General features: G+C 62.7%; 17 protein-coding genes. 7 read left to right on the top strand and 10 right to left on the bottom strand.

Annotation, left to right across the window (positions count from 1 at the left end):
* Positions 1-73: 73 nt before the first annotated feature.
* A complete protein-coding gene (locus ACUJ47_RS04990; protein ID WP_445537333.1) occupies positions 74-2,068 on the bottom strand; it encodes a putative bifunctional diguanylate cyclase/phosphodiesterase in 1,995 nt (664 codons plus the stop codon).
* A gap of 113 nt (positions 2,069-2,181) precedes the next feature.
* Positions 2,182-2,505, bottom strand: coding sequence for a hypothetical protein (locus ACUJ47_RS04985; RefSeq protein ID WP_445537332.1), 324 nt, complete (start codon positions 2,503-2,505; stop codon positions 2,182-2,184).
* Positions 2,506-2,686: 181 nt separating this feature from the next.
* Between ACUJ47_RS04985 and ACUJ47_RS04980 the strand changes: the two genes are divergently transcribed.
* The 4 genes from ACUJ47_RS04980 (at position 2,687) to uvrA (ending at position 8,556) form a co-directional block, all read left to right on the top strand.
* Complete coding sequence (locus ACUJ47_RS04980) at positions 2,687-3,541, top strand: ABC transporter substrate-binding protein (protein ID WP_445537331.1); 855 nt, start codon at positions 2,687-2,689, stop codon at positions 3,539-3,541.
* A complete protein-coding gene (locus ACUJ47_RS04975; protein ID WP_445538863.1) occupies positions 3,541-4,494 on the top strand; it encodes a FecCD family ABC transporter permease in 954 nt (317 codons plus the stop codon). Before ACUJ47_RS04980 ends, ACUJ47_RS04975 begins: the two co-directional genes overlap by 1 nt.
* The gene (locus ACUJ47_RS04970) at positions 4,494-5,237 is read left to right on the top strand and encodes an ABC transporter ATP-binding protein (RefSeq protein WP_445537330.1); all 744 of its coding nucleotides are present in this window, start codon (positions 4,494-4,496) and stop codon (positions 5,235-5,237) included. Before ACUJ47_RS04975 ends, ACUJ47_RS04970 begins: the two co-directional genes overlap by 1 nt.
* A gap of 403 nt (positions 5,238-5,640) precedes the next feature.
* Positions 5,641-8,556 (top strand): excinuclease ABC subunit UvrA, encoded by a 2,916-nt coding sequence (gene uvrA / locus ACUJ47_RS04965; protein WP_445537329.1) that lies wholly within the window; start codon positions 5,641-5,643, stop codon positions 8,554-8,556.
* A 225-nt stretch (positions 8,557-8,781) separates the two neighbouring features.
* Here uvrA and ACUJ47_RS04960 read toward each other — a convergent pair whose 3' ends face one another.
* Genes ACUJ47_RS04960 through ACUJ47_RS04950 form a run of 3 tightly spaced genes read right to left on the bottom strand, consistent with a single transcriptional unit; the run spans position 8,782 to position 10,725 of the window.
* Entirely contained in the window at positions 8,782-9,798 is a 1,017-nt protein-coding gene (locus tag ACUJ47_RS04960; RefSeq protein WP_445537328.1) for a beta family protein, read from the bottom strand.
* Positions 9,799-9,827: 29 nt separating this feature from the next.
* Entirely contained in the window at positions 9,828-10,325 is a 498-nt protein-coding gene (locus ACUJ47_RS04955; RefSeq protein ID WP_445537327.1) for an ImmA/IrrE family metallo-endopeptidase, read from the bottom strand.
* The gene (locus tag ACUJ47_RS04950; RefSeq protein WP_445537326.1) at positions 10,318-10,725 is read right to left on the bottom strand and encodes a hypothetical protein; all 408 of its coding nucleotides are present in this window, start codon (positions 10,723-10,725) and stop codon (positions 10,318-10,320) included. The genes ACUJ47_RS04955 and ACUJ47_RS04950 overlap by 8 nt, the downstream gene beginning before the upstream one ends.
* A gap of 161 nt (positions 10,726-10,886) precedes the next feature.
* On the opposite strand from ACUJ47_RS04950, the gene ACUJ47_RS04945 reads away from it, so the two are divergent.
* Together ACUJ47_RS04945 and ACUJ47_RS04940 are read left to right on the top strand one after the other, a co-directional pair.
* Complete coding sequence (locus ACUJ47_RS04945; RefSeq protein ID WP_445537325.1) at positions 10,887-11,318, top strand: hypothetical protein; 432 nt, start codon at positions 10,887-10,889, stop codon at positions 11,316-11,318.
* Between the two features lie 227 nt (positions 11,319-11,545).
* Positions 11,546-12,091, top strand: coding sequence for a hypothetical protein (locus ACUJ47_RS04940; RefSeq protein ID WP_445537324.1), 546 nt, complete (start codon positions 11,546-11,548; stop codon positions 12,089-12,091).
* 29 nt (positions 12,092-12,120) lie between these two features.
* Here ACUJ47_RS04940 and ACUJ47_RS04935 read toward each other — a convergent pair whose 3' ends face one another.
* The 5 genes from ACUJ47_RS04935 to ACUJ47_RS04915 form a co-directional block, all read right to left on the bottom strand.
* Positions 12,121-12,717 (bottom strand): hypothetical protein, encoded by a 597-nt coding sequence (locus tag ACUJ47_RS04935; RefSeq protein ID WP_445537323.1) that lies wholly within the window; start codon positions 12,715-12,717, stop codon positions 12,121-12,123.
* A gap of 80 nt (positions 12,718-12,797) precedes the next feature.
* Entirely contained in the window at positions 12,798-13,253 is a 456-nt protein-coding gene (locus tag ACUJ47_RS04930; RefSeq protein WP_445537322.1) for a septal ring lytic transglycosylase RlpA family protein, read from the bottom strand.
* Between the two features lie 849 nt (positions 13,254-14,102).
* On the bottom strand, positions 14,103-15,323 hold the full coding sequence (locus tag ACUJ47_RS04925; protein WP_445537321.1) for an argininosuccinate synthase: 1,221 nt from the start codon (positions 15,321-15,323) through the stop codon (positions 14,103-14,105).
* A 66-nt stretch (positions 15,324-15,389) separates the two neighbouring features.
* The gene (locus ACUJ47_RS04920; RefSeq protein ID WP_445537320.1) at positions 15,390-16,637 is read right to left on the bottom strand and encodes a class I SAM-dependent methyltransferase; all 1,248 of its coding nucleotides are present in this window, start codon (positions 16,635-16,637) and stop codon (positions 15,390-15,392) included.
* 27 nt (positions 16,638-16,664) lie between these two features.
* Positions 16,665-17,570 carry a haloalkane dehalogenase gene (locus ACUJ47_RS04915; protein WP_445537319.1) on the bottom strand — a complete coding sequence of 302 codons (906 nt, stop codon included), beginning with the start codon at positions 17,568-17,570 and terminating at the stop codon, positions 16,665-16,667.
* A gap of 117 nt (positions 17,571-17,687) precedes the next feature.
* Between ACUJ47_RS04915 and ACUJ47_RS04910 the strand changes: the two genes are divergently transcribed.
* Positions 17,688-18,125: a DUF1801 domain-containing protein gene (locus tag ACUJ47_RS04910; RefSeq protein ID WP_445537318.1), complete on the top strand. Its 438-nt coding sequence runs from the start codon at positions 17,688-17,690 to the stop codon at positions 18,123-18,125.
* The last annotated feature ends 35 nt before the right edge of the window (positions 18,126-18,160 follow it).

Here is an 18,160-nt window from a genome sequence, read left to right as displayed (position 1 = left end):
CAATCCAGTTCCACAGAACAGGCTGCGGAATGGGATCAGACAGATAGTCTTGTTGGTGGGTTTGCTATGGCCTTCAGGCCATCAGCGCCTTGGGCAGGTCGTCGTCGCGTTCCTGCGCCAGCAGCATCGCCGCGAGATAGTCCGGCACGGCGCGGCTGAAGTAATAGCCCTGGCCGAGCGTACATCCGGCTTCGCGCACCGCGCGCACCTGCTCGATCGTCTCGATCCCTTCGGCGACGATCTCCATCCCCAGCGTGGTGCCCATTTCGGCCACGGCGCGGATGATCGCGTCGCTCTTCTTGCCGACGTTGGGGCCGGACACGAAGCTGCGGTCGACCTTGATCTTCGAGAAGGGGAAGGAGTTGATGTAGCCCAGCGAGGAATAGCCGGTGCCGAAATCGTCGAGCGCGAAACGTACGCCGCGGTCAGACAGCTCTTCGATGAAAGCGGCGGTCGCATGGGTATCGTCGACGAACAGCGATTCCGTGACTTCCAGCTCGAGCCGCCGGGGATCGAGCTTTGCTTCGCGCAGGGCGTTGAGGATGCCCAGCGCAGCGCCGGGCGCGCGGATCTGCAGCGGTGAAAGGTTCACTGCCACGCTCACATCCTCGGGCCATTGCGCGCAGGCGCGCGCGGCCTGCGCGGTGATCCAGTTGCCCAGCGTCACGATCACGCCGGTTTCCTCGGCCACGGGGATGAACTCGTCGGGGCGCAGCTCGCCCTTTTCCGGGTGGAACCAGCGCACCAGCGCTTCGAAGGTGCGGATACGGCCCGTCGCCAGGTCCACGATCGGCTGGAAGAAGATCGACAGCTCGTCGCGCATGATGGCGAGCCGCAGCTCGTCCTCGATCTCGCGGCGGCGCACAAGCTCGCGCGTCATCGACGGATTGAAGAAGCTGGTCTGCGAACGGCCGGCAACCTTGGCGTGATAAAGCGCGAGGTCCGATCGCTGCATCAGCGTGTCGATGTCCTGCGCGTCATCGGGCATCAGCGCGACGCCGAGCGAGGCGCGCACGTCGAGCGCGCGGTTGTCGACCCGCAGCGGACGCATGATCTCGATATGGATTTCGCTGGCCAAGCGCTCGGCCTCCTTGCGGCCCGAGACCGGGCCGTAGAGCACGAATTCGTCGCCGCCGAAGCGCGCAACGGTCGATCCTTCGGGGGCGATCTCGCGCAGCCTTTTGGCCACTTCCGCCAGCACCCGGTCACCCACCGGATGGCCCAGCAGGTCATTGACCTCCTTGAACCGGTCGAGGTCGATCCACAGCAGCGCCATCCGCTCATCATCCGTGCGCGACATCATGCTTTCGACCATCGCGTGATTGAGGCCGGCGCGGTTGGCCAGCCCGGTCACCACGTCGGTCCGTGCCAGCAGCTGCATCTTGTCAGCCAGCTGCGCGCTGGTTTCGGCCGCGCTGATAGAATCGCGCAGCACCTTGAACACGTTGAGCGTGATCGACCACATCGCGGGAAGCAGCAGCAGCATGGTGACGAACAGCGCCACGAATGCGATTGTGCCGACGTAGAGCGCGGCGGCCATGATCGGCAGGCAGACCAGCACCAATTGGCCCAGCGCAATCGTGGGTCGCCCGGCGTTGCGCGCGCAAATGCCCACGCCATAGCAGGTAGCGTTGGCGATCATCAGCACTTCGACCGACGCGGGTGCCCTGAGCGCCATCGTCAGCCCGGCGAGCGCGCCGAGCACGAAGGCATAGCTGAACGCGCCCACTTCATAGGCGATTTCAAGCTTGTTGGTGCTGTTGCTGTTCTCGTCGGGCGAAAGCCCCAGCGCCGCGGTGACGCGCGCCACTGCGATCACCGTCAGCACGATGCACCCGGTATAGAGGATGTCGATGCCCGAGACCCATGCGGCGATCGCAGTCGATGCGATCCCGTTGATCGCGCCGATCGCGAGGCTGGTAGGCTGAGTGTAGAGCGTGGATACGAGGATGCGGCGCACCCGCTCGGACAAATTGTCCTCGCGCGACAGCAGCGAAAGGCGTTCCCTGAGGGCGCCGACGTGGGTGATCCGTCCCAGCACAACTTCGTGATAGGATGAAGTCGTCACTTTCCGGTTAACGTGCCGCTTACCATTATACCTGATGGATTCGAGCCGTTTTCTCAAGAATTGGCTGAAACTTGAGATAATTGGCTCTTTCGCCTGAGATTGGCTGAGCGGTTTCAGCCGATCTTTCCGGGCGGGTTTGCTTCGAATTCGCGCGCTGCGATCATCGCCATGCGCTTGTCGAGCAGGCGGCAGATGCCCAGCCACCAGTGATAGGCGGTACGGTCACCGGCAAAGAAGGCAAACTCGGCCTGCAGGCGCGCTGCGCGTGCCGCGCCAAGTCCGTGCGCGGCGAAATGCCGCAACGAAGCTTCGAGCATGGCTTCGCTCACCGGCTCCTCGCCATTGTCATTCGCAGCTTCGCCAGGGTGGTCCGGGACGATCAGGCGAGCGAGCGGGCCACGCTGCAAATTACGCGCGGCGTTCGAAGAGAACTGCATGTGTGCGACCTCAGAGGGGTATTTGTCTGGCTGAGCACTCTCTAGCCGGCCCGGCCTAAGGCTTGGTTCCGCGACAGGGTTAATGGAGCGTTTTCCATGGCCTTGCGGGCTCCCCCGAGCAGGAGCGCCAGCTTGCAGCCGCGCTCCGCCGCCTCTATCGCAGGCCGCGCGAAGGGGATCGATGCGCACTGGATTTTTCACGACCGGCAGACGCCTTGCGGCTTGCACGCTCGCGCTTTTCGCGCTGGCTGGCTGCATGCCCGGCGCGCAAGAGAGCGGTGTGCGCGATGCTGGTGTGCTACCAAGCATCGTCAGCCTCAACCCCTGCATCGACGCGATCCTGGTCGAAGTGGCCGATCCGGGGCAGATCCTAGCCCTCTCGCATTACAGCCGCGATCCGGCGGGCAGTTCGATCCCCGCCAGCGTTGCGCAGAAATACTCGACCACCGGCGGCACGGTCGAGGAAGTGCTCGCGCTCGATCCCGACCTTGTGCTGGCGGACACTTTCCTTGCGCCATCCACGCGCCAGGCGCTGGCCGATCTGGCCATCCCGACCCGATACGTCGGCATCGCCGGCACACCGGAAGAGAGCATTGCGCAGGTGCGCGAGATCGCCGCGCTCGCCGGGCAGCAAGCTCGCGGCGAGGAATTGGCGCGGCGGATCGAAGCCGCGTTGGCGGATGGCGCGGCACCTCCGGGCACACCTGTGGTTTCCGCAGTGTTGTGGCAACCGGGGCAGATCGTCCCGGGCAAGGCGACGCTGGCGAGCGAATTGATGCGGCGCGCCGGGTTCGGCAGCCAGAGCGCAGCGCGGGGAATGGGGCAGGCGGACTACCTCTCGCTCGAAGCGCTTCTGGCCGATCCGCCCGAAGTGTTGCTGGTCGCCGGGGATGCGCGTGCGCAACGCCACCCGGCCTTGTCCCGGCTCAAGGCAACGCGCGTCGAAAGCTTTGACCCTGCATTGCTTTATTGCGGCGGCCCAACGATCATCCGGGCGATGGCTCGCCTCGGCGAAATTCGGGCGGAAGGCACATGATGAACCGGGCCACGCTCGTTTTCGCAGGCCTTCTTGCGCTGTTGCTGCCGCTGTCGCTGCTGGCGGGGCGCGTATGGATCGATCCCGCTTCCACGCCCAATGCCGCGCTGATCCTGATGGAGCTGCGCCTGCCGCGCGCGTTGCTGGCGGTGGCGATCGGTGCGGGTTTGGGGGCGGCTGGCGCTGCGATGCAGGGCTATCTGCGCAACCCGCTGGCCGATCCAGGACTGTTCGGGATCGCGCCAATGGCGGCATTGGGCGCGGTTGCAAGCCTGTGGTTCGGTTTCGGTCCAAGCCCGTGGCTGTTGCCCTTGATGGCGCTGGCGGGCGCGGCGGCTGGCATGGCGATGCTGGCCGCGATTGCCGGGCGCACCGGCGGGATCGCGCTGTTCACGCTGGCGGGACTGATGATCGCCAGCCTCGCCGGCGCGCTCACCGCGCTGGCAATCACGCTCTCTCCCAATGCCTTCGCCATGAGCGAGATCGTGCTGTGGCTCAACGGTGCGCTGACAGATCGCAGCTGGCGCGACGTGGCGCTCGCCGCGCCGCTCGTGGTGGCAGGGATCGGCCTGCTCCTGCTGGCGGCGCGATCGCTCGACGCCTTGACGCTGGGCGAAGCGGCGGCACGGTCGCTCGGTGTGCGGCCCGGCTGGCTGCTGGGCCTGCTGGTGGGCGGAGTGGGGCTCACCGTTGGTGCAAGCGTGGCGGTGGCAGGCATCATCGGCTTCGTCGGCCTGATCGTGCCGCATCTTGTCCGCCCGCTGACCGACCGGCTGCCTTCGAGCCTGATCCTGCCGAGCGCGCTGGCGGGCGCCTGCCTGGTGCTTGCGGCAGACAGCCTTGTCCGCATCCTGCCACTCGTCACTGAACTGCGGCTCGGGATCGCGCTTAGCCTGCTCGGCGCGCCGTTCTTCCTCTGGCTGCTGGTGCGGATGCGCCGGGGGAGGCTGTGATGCTTGCCGCCGAAGGGCTTTCGCTGGTGCGCGGACGGGTGCAGGTGCTCGACCGGCTGAGCATGGCGATCGGGCCGGGGAAGGTCACGGCGATTTGCGGCCCCAATGGCGCAGGCAAGTCCAGCCTGCTGATGGCGCTGGCAGGGCTGCTTGAACCTTCTGTCGGGGCGGTCACGCTGGACAGCGAGCCGCTGGGCACGATGCATCCGCGCGTCCGTGCGCAACGCATCGGATACCTTCCGCAAGAGGCCGAAGTGGCATGGGACGTCGCGGTAGAGAACCTCGTGCGGTTGGGGCGGATGCCGCATCGGGATCGCGGGGAGCAGGCGGTCGAAAGCGCTATCGCCGCGCTCGATCTAGAGGGGCTGCGCCATCGCCCCGTCTCGCAATTGTCGGGCGGCGAGAAGGTGCGGGCCTTGCTGGCGCGGGTGCTGGCGGGGGAGCCGCGCTGGATCCTCGCCGACGAGCCCTTCGCCGCGCTCGACCTCGCGCACCAGCAGGCTCTCTTGCGCCACCTTGGGCATGCCGCGCGGGGCGGGGCAGGGGTGGCGCTGGTCGTGCATGATCTTGCCACCGCAATGAACCATGCCGACCGCGTTATCGTGCTGCGCGAAGGGAGGTTGGTGGCCGATGGCCCGCCTCCCGAAGCATTGTCTCCGGCCAATATCCGCGCAGGCTGGGGCGTTTCGATGCGCTGGATCGGCCTGGAAGGCGAACAAGCGTTAGTGGCAGGGCACACCTGAAGCAAAGTGTATGAATTGCTATCCTGATCCGAGCTCCAAGAAAATTGGGCCGGGCATGTGGAGAATTTCGTGCCCGGCCCTTCTTTGCAATATTCGCCCATGGGCCCAGGTGCGACCCGAAGGGCGGGAGGGATCGACTTGCAAAGAGGAGGCCTTGCTAGCGATTTGCGGATCGCGATTGGCCTTCAGATTTCCTGTAGCCCGGCGTTATTCGGGCGCAGCGGTAGAAAAAGTAAAGTGCACTTGAGTCCCATGGTGCGTGTCTGGATCGGCAAGCCGACGATAGTTCCAGGCACGAAAACGGATTGCATCCCGTGCGTTTGTTCCCACATCTCCCTATATCGCTGTGGGCCTTGCGCGCTCCTCACTTGACTAATCGGAACATTTGCGGAACACGCCCTTCATGGCCCTCACCAAGATTTCTGTCCGCGGCGCGCGCGAACACAACCTCAAGGGGATCGACATCGATCTGCCGCGCGATGCGCTGATCGTGATCACCGGCCTGTCGGGTTCGGGCAAGTCTTCGCTTGCTTTCGACACGATCTATGCCGAGGGGCAGCGGCGCTATGTGGAATCGCTGAGCGCCTATGCTCGCCAGTTCCTCGAGATGATGCAGAAGCCCGATGTCGAGCATATCGACGGGCTTTCCCCCGCGATCTCGATCGAGCAGAAGACCACCAGCCGCAATCCGCGCTCGACCGTCGCGACCGTTACCGAAATTTACGACTATATGCGCCTGCTGTGGGCGCGGGTGGGCATTCCTTATTCGCCCGCCACGGGTGAGCCGATCAGCGCGCAGACCGTCAGCCAGATGGTCGACCGGGTGATGGCGCTGCCCGAAGGCACGCGGCTCTACCTGCTTGCCCCGGTGGTGCGCGGGCGCAAGGGCGAATACCGCAAGGAGCTGGCCGAGTGGCAGAAGGCGGGCTTCACCCGCGTGCGGATCGATGGCGAAATGTATGCGATCGAGGAAGCGCCCGCGCTCGACAAGAAGTACAAGCATGACATCGAAGTGGTGGTCGATCGCGTCGCGGTGAAGGAGGGGCTGGAGACGCGCCTCGCCGACTCTTTCGAGACCGCGCTCAAGCTTGCCGAAGGGCTGGCCTATGTCGATCTGGCGGACGCCGTGGTGCCGGGCCGCGAGGGCGAGGGCGAAGCGGGCGGCGCGATGAAGGGCGCGGGCATCCCCGCCAACCGCATCGTGTTCAGCGAGAAGTTCGCCTGCCCGGTCAGTGGCTTCACCATCGAAGAGATCGAGCCGCGGCTGTTCTCCTTCAACGCGCCGCAGGGCGCCTGCGCCACTTGCGACGGGATCGGCGAGAAGCTGCTGTTCGATCCGCAGCTGGTCGTGCCGAACGAAGCGCTCAGCCTGAAGCAGGGCGCGGTGGTGCCCTGGGCCAAGTCCAACCCGCCGTCGCCCTATTACATGCAGGTGCTGGCGAGCCTCGCCAAGGCCTACGAGTTCGACCTCACCACGCCGTGGAACGAGCTTGAGCCCGATCAGCGGATGATCATCCTCCACGGCACGGGCGGCATGCCGGTCGAGCTCACCTTCAAGGACGGGCGCAAGGAATACACCGTGCGCAAACCGTTCGAGGGCGTGATCGGCAACCTCAACCGCCGCATGCTGCAGACCGAGAGCGCGTGGATGCGCGAGGAGCTGAGCAAGTACCAGACGGCGCAGCCATGCGAGACTTGCGGCGGCAAGCGTCTCAACGAGAAGGCGCTGTCGGTGAAGGTTGCAGGAACCGACATCGCCACTCCGGTCAGGATGAGCGTGGCCGACGCGAAGGCGTGGTTCCTCGCGCTCGAGGCCAAGCTCAACGACACGCAGCAGCAGATCGCCCGCGCCATCCTGAAAGAGATCAACGAGCGGCTGGGCTTCCTCGACAATGTCGGGCTGGACTACCTCAACCTTGACCGTACCAGCGGCACCCTCTCCGGCGGCGAGAGCCAGCGCATCCGCCTCGCCAGCCAGATCGGCAGCGGCCTCTCGGGCGTGCTCTACGTGCTCGACGAGCCCAGCATCGGCCTGCACCAGCGCGACAACGACCGGCTGCTCGAAACGCTCAAGCGCCTGCGCGACCTTGGCAATACGGTGATCGTGGTCGAACACGATGAAGACGCGATCCGCGCCGCCGACCATATTGTAGACCTTGGCCCCGGCGCGGGCGTCCACGGCGGCGAAGTGGTGGCGCAGGGCAAGCTTGCCGATATCGAGCGGGCCAAGGGCTCGCTCACCGCTGATTACCTGACCGGCCGCCGCCGGATCGACGTGCCAACCACCCGCCGCAAGGGCAACGGCCAGCACATCACCGTCCACGGCGCGCGCGCCAACAACCTCAAGCAGGTCACCGCCAGCATCCCGCTCGGCACCTTCACCTGCATCACCGGCGTCAGCGGCAGCGGCAAGAGCTCGTTCACCATCGACACGCTCCACGCCGGCGCGGCCCGCGCGCTCAACGGCGCACGGGTGATCGCGGGCGCGCACGACAAGATCACCGGGCTCGAATATTGCGATAAGGTGATCGAGATCGACCAGTCGCCGATCGGCCGCACCCCGCGCTCCAACCCCGCGACCTACACCGGCGCCTTCACCCAGATCCGTGACTGGTTCGCCGGCCTGCCCGAGGCGCAGGCGCGCGGCTACAAGCCGGGCCGCTTCAGCTTCAACGTCAAGGGCGGGCGGTGCGAGAAGTGCCAGGGCGACGGGCTGATCAAGATCGAGATGCACTTCCTGCCCGACGTTTACGTCACTTGCGAGGAATGCCACGGCAAGCGCTACAACCGCGAAACGCTGGAGGTGAAGTTCAAGGGCCACTCGATCGCCGACGTGCTCGACATGACGATCGAGGATGCGGAGGAGTTCTTCAAGGCCGTCCCCCCCATCCGTGACAAGATGCATATGCTGAACGAGGTGGGGCTGGGCTACGTCAAGGTGGGCCAGCAGGCGACCACGCTGTCAGGCGGCGAGGCGCAGCGGGTGAAGCTGGCGAAGGAACTCAGCAAGCGCAGCACCGGGCAGACGCTCTACATACTGGACGAGCCGACCACCGGCCTTCACTTCGAGGATGTCCGCAAGCTGCTCGAAGTGCTCCACCGGCTGGTGGACCAGGGCAATTCGGTTGTGGTGATCGAGCACAACCTCGACGTGATCAAAACCGCCGACTGGATTCTGGACCTTGGGCCGGAAGGCGGCGTGCGCGGCGGGGAAGTGGTTGCGCAGGGGACTCCGGAGGCGGTCGCCCAAGAGCCCAAGTCATTTACCGGGCAGTACTTGCGCCCGATGTTGGAAAGGCAATCCGAAGCCGCCGAATAATCCTCCCCGAAACGGGGAGGGGGACCATGCGCAGCATGGTGGAGGGGCACATCCGGCTCGAGCGAAAACCTTGCGGTCACACCGGCGGAGGCCGGGGCCTCGCTTCCTTTGATTCACGCAAAGGCGCAAAGGCGCAAAGCCTGTCCTGAGCCTGTCGGAAGCGAAGCTGGCTGGAGGTCAACGATGCTCGAACGGATCAGCGAGGCGGTGGAGTAGGCTTCGAATTTAGTCTTCAAATGGTTGTTCATCTGTGTCGAGTGTAATTGTAGCACCTGCTCTTTGAGTCATATGAGCATTGATCCGGGCGGAAGTATTCATCTTTGGGCCCGTAATCCCGTCTCCGTTTCCATTAGTTTCGATCACTTGAAGTTTGCCCCAGCAATCTGGAACCGCCGAAAAACTTGGGTGCGCCTGCGCATCTTGCGCAAGCGAGTGATAAGTTTCTGATCCTGTCGGGGCGGCGCGAAAGATGTGCCACGAAGCTGGTCGCGCCAAGTCGATCCGGGGCGGGATTGCTCCTCCGCCTCCCGTTTGTGGAAGTCGAGTACTCCCCCAATCGCCATACGTAAGGTCTGCCGCTTGGAGATGGTGTCGCATGGTTTCGAAGAAGCCGTTCTCATGCGCCAGTTCTTCGACATCACCTACGATGTGGCCGAAGCTTTCGGGGAATGAGCTCGACATAATAACAATTTCTGCCGTGGGGATCGCTTGGTAGATGCGCTGTGCAACCGGAAGTGCCCACGCCTCCATTTGTAATGGGTCTCTACCCCATCCTGCATCGACGACAAAAATCGTGTCTGTAGGGAGCGGAGGAAGGTTGAGAACTGTGTCAGACAGCGGGATTCCAGCGCCTCTTTGTTGGTGGACAACCAAACCTCTATCCAATTCAGTGGCGTTGGCGAGCTGGCGAAGCAGGTTATTTGCATCACTGGATCGCTGCAGGACCGGCACCGCTCCTTCTATCCCGTCAATAAACTCGTAGTAATGCTGGAACCCAAGGCTCGGATGAAAAAGGTCGTCGAACTCTTGCTGCGCAGGCTTCGAACTTGAATGGTTTAATCGTTCAGGATCCAGACCGAGAGCGAATGGCTGCCCATCCATGGCCGCAACGATCTTATCAACTGCATACTGCAGGAAGTTTGCGTTTGGCCATGGCCGCAAAAGGAAGACTGGAAATGTTCGCTCTTTCGATGCCTGAGATAAAAAGGTGAATGCTTCGATTTCAGAAATGCGAGTTTTCAAGAGCGTCACATAAGTCTTACTAGCGAGCATTATCCACCCATACGTATATCCATTGCCTGCTTAGAAACGTCGAATCTCTGAGCTAGACGTTCGACTAATTGATCATGATCTGACAAATTTTCAAGGTCAGCAATTTCTTCAACTAGGTCTCGGGGCATAATGATGTCCGCCGCCAGCCTGTTTGCTTCCGCCTCTAAACGGGAAGAAAGCTTAGAACGATATAGAACAGAATCCACAACACCCGCTTGAATTCGGTCTCGGTGTAGCAAAAAATGGGCAATCTCGTGCGCAATTGTAAATCGTTGCCGTGCCTTGGGTTCGAAACGATTTACCTTTATGACATAGCCATCGCCATCTTCGTTAGGTTTGATCATTCCGCTGATCTTAAGGGGTAAGGCAGCGACAACAACCTCTAGTCCAAGCGCCTTTGCAAGCGCGCCAACCCGAACGGGTGCGACAGCCGCGTATTCGCGAAGTATGGCCAATTGCTCCGGCAGGATACGGCTTTGATGGCTGAATTCAGTCATTGTACTCTTCATCTTCGCTATCGTGGGACGTATCAACCATTCCCTTCTGGGATTTGTAATTCTGAATGCCGTTATGAGCGATATTCACGATTAGTTCTTCGATCTCAATGCGAAGGTCCCCATCCTTGCTTAGCTGATCTTTGAAGTATCGAACTGAGTGATCACGAAGCTTGTTCTCGATTGTTGTCCATCCAATCACCCCAGCGGCAGCTACGAAAAAGCCAAGAATCGTGATCATTAGAGCTAGCGCGGTCAGGGTAATGGAGAGAAAATCAACATATGTGATGTCCGCAGCGGCCACAGGCGGAGATGCGACTCCAATATGGAAAAGGACCGTAACAGCCGCTCCCGCGAAACCGGCAATCACCGCCAACGCTAGGAACTTAAAAATCTTCGCCACAAGCACTACCTAGAACAAAAAGGGAACGAGGTCAACTCTGTAATGTAATTATCTATATCGATTGCAATGCAATGCCAATTTTGATTGAGCATATCTGCCTGTCCTACACAACATTGATGCTATAAATAGTCCGGTCCATTTCCCCCAAGGAGCCGGACCGCATGACTTCTCTCCCCGCCACCACCGTAAACCCCACCACCTTCACCCGCGAGGCGCAGGCCGCCTTCTGCGAGCATCTTTCCACCCATGGCAATGTCCGCCTGGCGGCGCGCGCAGCCGGGGTCCATCGCGCCACCGCCTATCGCATGCGCCGCGCCTGCGGCCGGTTCGAGGAGTTGTGGAAGGGCGCTTTGCTGCTCGCCCGCTCGCATGCCGAGGAATTGCTGGCCGATCGCGCGCTCAACGGCGTGGAAGAGAAGGTCTTCTACCACGGCGAGGAGGTGGCGACCCGCATCCGCTATGACAGCCGCCTGCTGCTCGCCCACCTCGCGCGGCTCGACCGGTTGACGCAGGACCATAACGTGCGCGAAGCCGCAATGTTCTTCGACTACAAGCTCGAGGAACTGTGCGACGCCGAAGAGATCGGGGAGTGAAATTGGCTTGGTATCTCGCGGACGCCCATTGCTGGCGTAATTCCGGCGAGCGACCAGCGAGCCGCAAGGCCGACCGGCCGCCCGCAGCGCGTCGAGCTTTGCTCGTAACGCGCGAGGATATCGCACGCCGGATGGCGTGCGGAACACAAAGATAGTCCAGAATTTTCATTCTGGACTATGTCGCATGTGTCGCATGGGGTACCCTCTCCGGTGGAAGGGGAAGGAACATGCAGATCAGGAATTGTGCGATAGCCTTGGCGGCGCTGGCGGTGCCCTGCGCGGCGCAGGCGGCGGCCTATATCAAGTTCGACGGCGTGCCCGGCGAGAGCAAGGTCGAGATGAGCTGGAAAGTCGAGAAGGGCGAGAAGGCGGAAGGCTATACCGGCGGCGTGAATGTCGCGGTGGGCGATCTCAACGGCGACGGCAAGGTCGACGGGCGCGACTTTGAAGTGTGGCGCAATTCCGCCGCGGGCAATGCAGGCGCTCCGGGCCGGGTCGCCGCTCCCGGGGCCGATCCGCAGGCGGTCGGCCTGTTGCTGCCTGCGGTGCAGAAAGTGCGCGAGGCCGCGGCCGCCCGTCCGGCGGGAATGGCCTGCGAAGTGGGCGCGACCCTGCGCAACCTCGTCATCCGCAATGAGGAGACCGCGCAGGTGGTGCGCGTGCCCGAAGCGACGGTGACCGCGTGCAGCGCCGAGCAGATCTCGCTCAACTTCACCAAGGTGGAGGCGATGGCCCCCGGCACACGGCGGATGCAGATGCGCATGCGCGAGTGATCCGCCGCGCGAGTGCGGAAAGGACTCTCCTAGCCGCCCATCATCGCCTGGAGCTGGGCGAGGCCCTCCTGCTCCTCGGCGGTGAGTTCGGTCGCTTCGCAGCGCGGGTCGGTCTTCTGCAAGGCGCGGATCATCGCGTCGTTGAGCGGGATCGGGTCGCAGCCATGGTCTGTGCTGCAGATCATGTCCCACTGCGGCTCGGCCTTCTCGTGGCACTCTAGGCAATTACCGCCGAAGCGGTTGACCACGTCGGCATGGCCGCGGGTGAGGATCTTGGTGCCGGTGGGCGAGATGTCGAGGTCGAAGAATTCCCAGTCCTTGGTCGCCGCGCTGTATCCCGGTGCGCGCTTGACCATCGCTTCGGTGGGGACGAGCTGGATTATCGAGCCGACCGGATAGGTGCCGCCGTTCTCCGATTGCGCGACCGCCAGCGTGGCCTCGAGGTCGCCTTCGAGATTGCCGACGAAGAAGCGGTCGACCGGGGTGAGTTCGCTGATGCAGCCGAAGGTGGCATCGGTGATCGTGTCGGTGGCGAGTGCGGCGGGTTCCTCGTCCGGCGCGGAACATGCGGCGAGCGCGAGCGCCAGTGCGGTTGCGATGGCGAAACGGTGTGGCTGGCGGTTCATGCTTGTCCTCCCCTTGCGACAGGCGAAAGGCGAGGGTGGAGCGTTGCCGGTGTGATGTCAAACGCTCGCGGGCGCGGGACTCAGCTGGCGAGGAGCTCGAGGTCGACTTCGCCGCTGCCCGGCGCGATCAGGCCGAGCTCGGTTGCGGCGGCGCGGCTGACGTCGATCACGCGGTTGCCGTGAAAGGGGCCGCGATCGTTGATGCGCACCACAACGCTGCGCCCGTTGGCGAGGTTGGTCACGCGGACCATGCTGCCAAAGGGAAGGGTGCGGTGCGCCGCGGTCATCGCGTGCATGTCGAACGCTTCGCCACTGGCGGTGGGGCGACCGTGGAAGCGCTTGCCGTAAAAGGAAGCGCGCCCGCTGCCGAGATGCTCGATGACTTCGACGGGGCTGGCAACCGGAGCAGCCTCGGCAATGGCTAGCTCGCCGGGCGCCTCTCCGTCCTGCGCCAGGGCGGCCGAGGAAGCCAGCGCCAGCGGCAGGAGCCAGGTGCCTACGGCCGCAAAGCCGCGCAAGGGACGATCCCGTTCCATGGGCGGCGCTTTACAGGCCCCAAGCGGGGTGGGCAAATCGCGCTGTGCATATTGTCGCGCCGGGGGGACGAATCCGGCGAAAGCGGTGCTGAATTTGCGGCGAACCGATGGGCCCGGGATGCCAGGCGCAGTCTGGAGGAACGGAAATACCGATTTCCGTAGCGTTACTTGCGATTCGGAAGGGGCAAAGCAAATGGGGCCGACATTGCTGCCGACCCCACTCTCACCGACGCGTGGTCTTCTTTTCCGGCGAACCTTCAAGAAGCGCTTGGCGCCCGATGTCGCTTCCTCCAACGGGTTGGAGGCTATCGTCACCGGCGCTCGCGCCGGCATCCGGTTCCGCTTTCCAACCGGTCCTACTCTTCCTGGCCGAAGCCCTTCCAAGCAGTGCCTGCCTTCCGGCGATACCGAGACCGTTCCCCTTTTGGCGGCCACCTCACTCAAGCGGCTGGATTTCGCCTCGGCGACCTCCCTCCATCGATCGGCAACCAGGTTCCTGGCCTTACCGGTGGATCTGCGATCGCGTTCTCCTCAATCAACCGCACTTGCTTCCGGTTCGCACCTTCTGCATGTCCGGTCTCAAAGACCGCGTGGACAACCACCACCGCGTCGGACTGGTTTGAGAAACTCTTGAAAATCAACTCGTTAGAGCCAGATTTTCGCGGAGTTTTCGCTCCCTTCCGATGTTTTGAGACTGCGCCTTCCGGCTGAGTCGCGCAAGTTTGACAACCCCGAGTTTTCCACTTTTCCGCAGAACAGCTGTGGAGGAGAGTGGATAACTCAACGGTTCATCGCAAAAATTTGCGCATACTTGCTCCGATCCCGCAATTCGGGATCAGGGACGTCGATTCACTTGCGGTGATCGCGTTGCGCCAGCAGCCGCAATCGCAGCGCATTCAGCTTGATGAAGCCGGCGGCATCCTTCTGGTCATAGGCGCCGGCGTCGTCCTCGAAGGTCACATGCGCTTCCGAATAGAGCGAGTTCTGCGATTTGCGTCCCACCACGCTGGCAAGCCCCTTGTACAGCTTGAGACGCACGGTACCGGTAACCTTCGCCTGGCTGTGGTCGATCGCGGACTGCAGCATTTCGCGCTCGGGCGAGAACCAGAAGCCATTGTAGATGAGCTCGGCATAGCGCGGCATCAGCTCGTCCTTGAGGTGCGCCGCCCCGCGATCGAGCGTGATCTGTTCGATCCCGCGATGCGCGCGGGCATAGATCTCGCCGCCCGGCGTCTCATACATGCCGCGGCTCTTCATGCCGACGAAGCGGTTCTCGACCAGGTCGAGCCTGCCGATGCCATGCTTGCGCCCGAGTTCGTTGAGCGCGGCAAGCAAGGTCGCCGGGCTCATCGCTTCGCCATTCAGCGCAACGCCATCGCCCTGTTCGAAGTCGATCGTGATGTATTCGGGTCCGTCCGGCGCGTCCTCGGGATTGACGGTGCGCGAATAGACGTAGTCGGGCGTTTCCTGCCAGGGATCCTCCAGCACCTTTCCTTCAGACGAAGTGTGAAGCAGGTTCGCATCGGTCGAGAAGGGGCTTTCGCCGCGCTTGTCCTTCGGCACCATGATCTGGTGGGCTTCGGCCCAGGCGATCAGCGCGGTGCGGCTGGTAAGGTCCCATTCGCGCCAGGGCGCGATCACCTTGATGTCGGGATCGAGCGCGTAGGCGGAAAGTTCGAAGCGGACCTGGTCATTGCCCTTGCCGGTCGCGCCATGGGCGATGGCGTCAGCGCCGGTCTCATGTGCGATCTCGACCAGCCGCTTCGAAATGAGCGGACGCGCAATCGAAGTGCCCAGGAGATAGTCGCCTTCGTAGCGGGCGTTGGCGCGCATCATCGGGAACACGAAATCGCGAACGAACTCCTCGCGCAGATCCTCGATGAAGATGTGCTTGTCCGGAATGCCCATCGCGCGTGCCTTGGTGCGGGCCGGCTCGATTTCCTCGCCCTGGCCAAGGTCGGCAGTGAAGGTCACGACCTCCAGGCCGCGTTCCACCTCAAGCCACTTGGCAATCACGGAAGTATCGAGGCCGCCGGAATAGGCTAGGACGACACGCTTGATATCGGACATGGTTGGGCCGCTCCTGAGATTCTTGCCGCGCCCGCTAACAGGCAGCGGCCCATGGAGCAATGGCGATCAGTGCGGCCTGAGCGAACTCTCTGCCCTTTGAATGTAGTCGCGGGTCAACGGCAGGGTCCGCCGGTTCCGGGCGAACTGGACCTGGTAATTGCCCATTCCGCCATATTCGAAGGCTGCGGTGGCTCCAGCGAGGTAGAAAGTCCACATGCGATAGAAGCGTTCATCGAACAGTCCGACGATCGCGTCGCGGTTCGCTTCGCAATTCGCATACCAGGCGCGCAGCGTCTTGGCGTAATGCAAGCGCAGCGTCTCGATATCGGTGTGGATCAGGCGCGACTTTTCCGATGCTGCCAGCGTCTCTGAAAGCGCAGGGATATAGCCGCCGGGAAAGATGTATTTGGCAGTGAAGGCGTCGGTCGAGCCCGGCCCGCCGAAGCGGCCGATCGTGTGCAACAGCATTACCCCTTCATCGGTGAGCAAATTGGCGCAGCAGCGGAAGAAGGTTTCGAACTGCGGACGGCCAACATGTTCGAACATCCCGACCGAAACGATCCTGTCGAATTTCTCGCCTCGGCTCGCGAGGTCGCGATAGTCGACCAGTTCGAAGCTCACCCGGTCCGAAACGCCTTCCGCCCTGGCGCGCTCTTTTGCCAGCGCCAATTGCTCTTGGCTCAGAGTGATGCCGTGGACGCGGACATCGAAATGGCGGGCCAGGTAGATTGCCATTCCGCCCCAACCGCAGCCGATGTCGAGCACACGCTGCCCGTCCGTCAATGCCAGTTTGGCCGCGATGTGCGCCAGTTTGGCTTCCTGAGCCTCGTCGAGCGTGTCGACACCTTCCGCCCAATAGGCGCAGCTATATTGCATGTGCCCGGGATCGAGCATGAGCCGGTAGAGTTCATTGCCGATGTCGTAATGGTGCGAGACGTTCCGCTTTGAGGAGCGCGCCTCGTTGAAGGAAGTCGCGGCGAATTTCAGGCTATCCCGGATGCGGCGCAGCGGCGACGGCGGCCTCAGCTCTCCGCCGCGTTCCCACGGCTTGTTCATTCGCAGCAGCTGGACGAGCTGGATGACGTCGCCTTGCTCGATCACGATGCGCCCGTCCATATAGGCTTCGCCCGCGCCCAGCCTGGGATCGAGCAAGATGTCGCGCGCAACCTTGCTGTCGGTCAGGCGGATGGCGACTTCGGGGAATCCCGCCGCCGGTTGGCCAAGCTCGTGGCGATTGCCCGAAGGGAAGGTGACGGACAATCGACCCTTTGCGATGGCCTTGCCAAGGAAGCGGTCGATCAGCGATTCCGACATCGTGCCACAGCCTTTCCCCGTTCGGCGCTAGGCTGTTGGCGCAACTCCTGCCGTTTTCGCGGTGTCGAAGATCGCGCTCACAAAGCCTTCGGGATCGTCTTCCTGGATAAAGTGCCCGCCCTTCAGTGTGCGGTGCGATCCCAGCTTAGCACCCGGGATGCGATTGAGGAAATTGGCATCGCCGCCGCGCGTTATCGGGTCGCCGTCGGAAAAGGCGCAGGTGAAGGGCTTGTCGAATGCTTCGAGCACTTTCCACGCCGCTTTCTGGTCGGGCACAGCGACATTCGCTCCCAACGGCACCAGCGACGGGAATATCCGCGCACCGGCCTTGCTGGCGCGGGTAGGGAAGGGCGCGTCATAGGCCGCGACTTCGGCCGCGCTGAGTTCGGTCTTCGTGGCTCGCTGAAGGATTCCGCCGATCGGGAAAACCGGACTGTATTTTGAGAAGCGCCGCCATGCTGCGAACGCCTTGGGCGCCTCCTGCCCCTCGGGCAGTCCGCCATTCGACAGCACGACGCCCGAGAACTTGTCAGGCATTTGCGCGACCATGCGCAGCCCTACCAGCGAACCCCAATCCTGGCAGGCAAGGATCACATTCTCGAGCCTGAGCGCCTCGAACCACTCGCGCATCCATCCGACATGCTTGGCGTAGGTGTAATCGCTCTTGCGCGTGAGCTTGTCTGACTTGCCGAACCCGATCAAATCGGGCGCGAGCACTCGATAGCCCGCTGCGACCACGGGCGGGATCATCTTGCGATAGAGGAAGCACCAGCTCGGCTCGCCGTGCAGCATCAGCACGATCGGGCCATCGCGCGGGCCTTCGTCGAGGTAATGGAGCCGCAATCCACCCGAAAATTCGTGATAGTGCGGCTCAAAAGGGAAGTCGGGAATCTGGGCGAAACGCTCGTCCGGTGTTCGGTAGATTTCGGCCATTTTTCTCTCCCCCTATTCTGCGGCTTCCTTAAGTTTCGGATCGAAGCGCCCCATTCTTCTCTCGCTGACAGACTGCGCATTGCACGCTAAGCTGTCAATTGCGGAGGAATTCGTGCGGTGGCAGAACCCAAGATCCAGATCACTCTCCAGGACCCGGCAGATTTCATCACTTCGGTGAACCCCGAAGCCAAGCGCGAGGAAGCGCGGGTCATTGATGCGTTGTTCCGGAAAGTGACAGGCGAACAGCCACGCATGTGGGGGCCTACGATCATCGGCTATGGCGAATATCGAACCACCTACGCCAGCGGACGCGACGTCCACTGGATGCGCGCCGGCTTCTCGCCTCGCAAAGCCAAGCATTCGCTCTATCTGATGGGCGGATATTGCGACGAGTTGGCGGGGCAGCAGCGGGACGAGTTGCTCAAGAGGCTGGGCAAGCATTCGACTGGCAAGAGTTGCCTCTACATCAACAAGCTTGCCGATGTGGATATGAGCGTGCTGGAAGAAATGATTGCGTCCGACTGGGAAGCAATGAAGCGCAGGTTCCCGCAATAGCCGGAGTGAGCAACCAATTGAGTGGCTTGACGCCA

It is taken from the genome of Altererythrobacter sp. Z27 (assembly GCF_052683155.1).
This window is presented reverse-complemented; position numbering and strand designations above follow the sequence as displayed.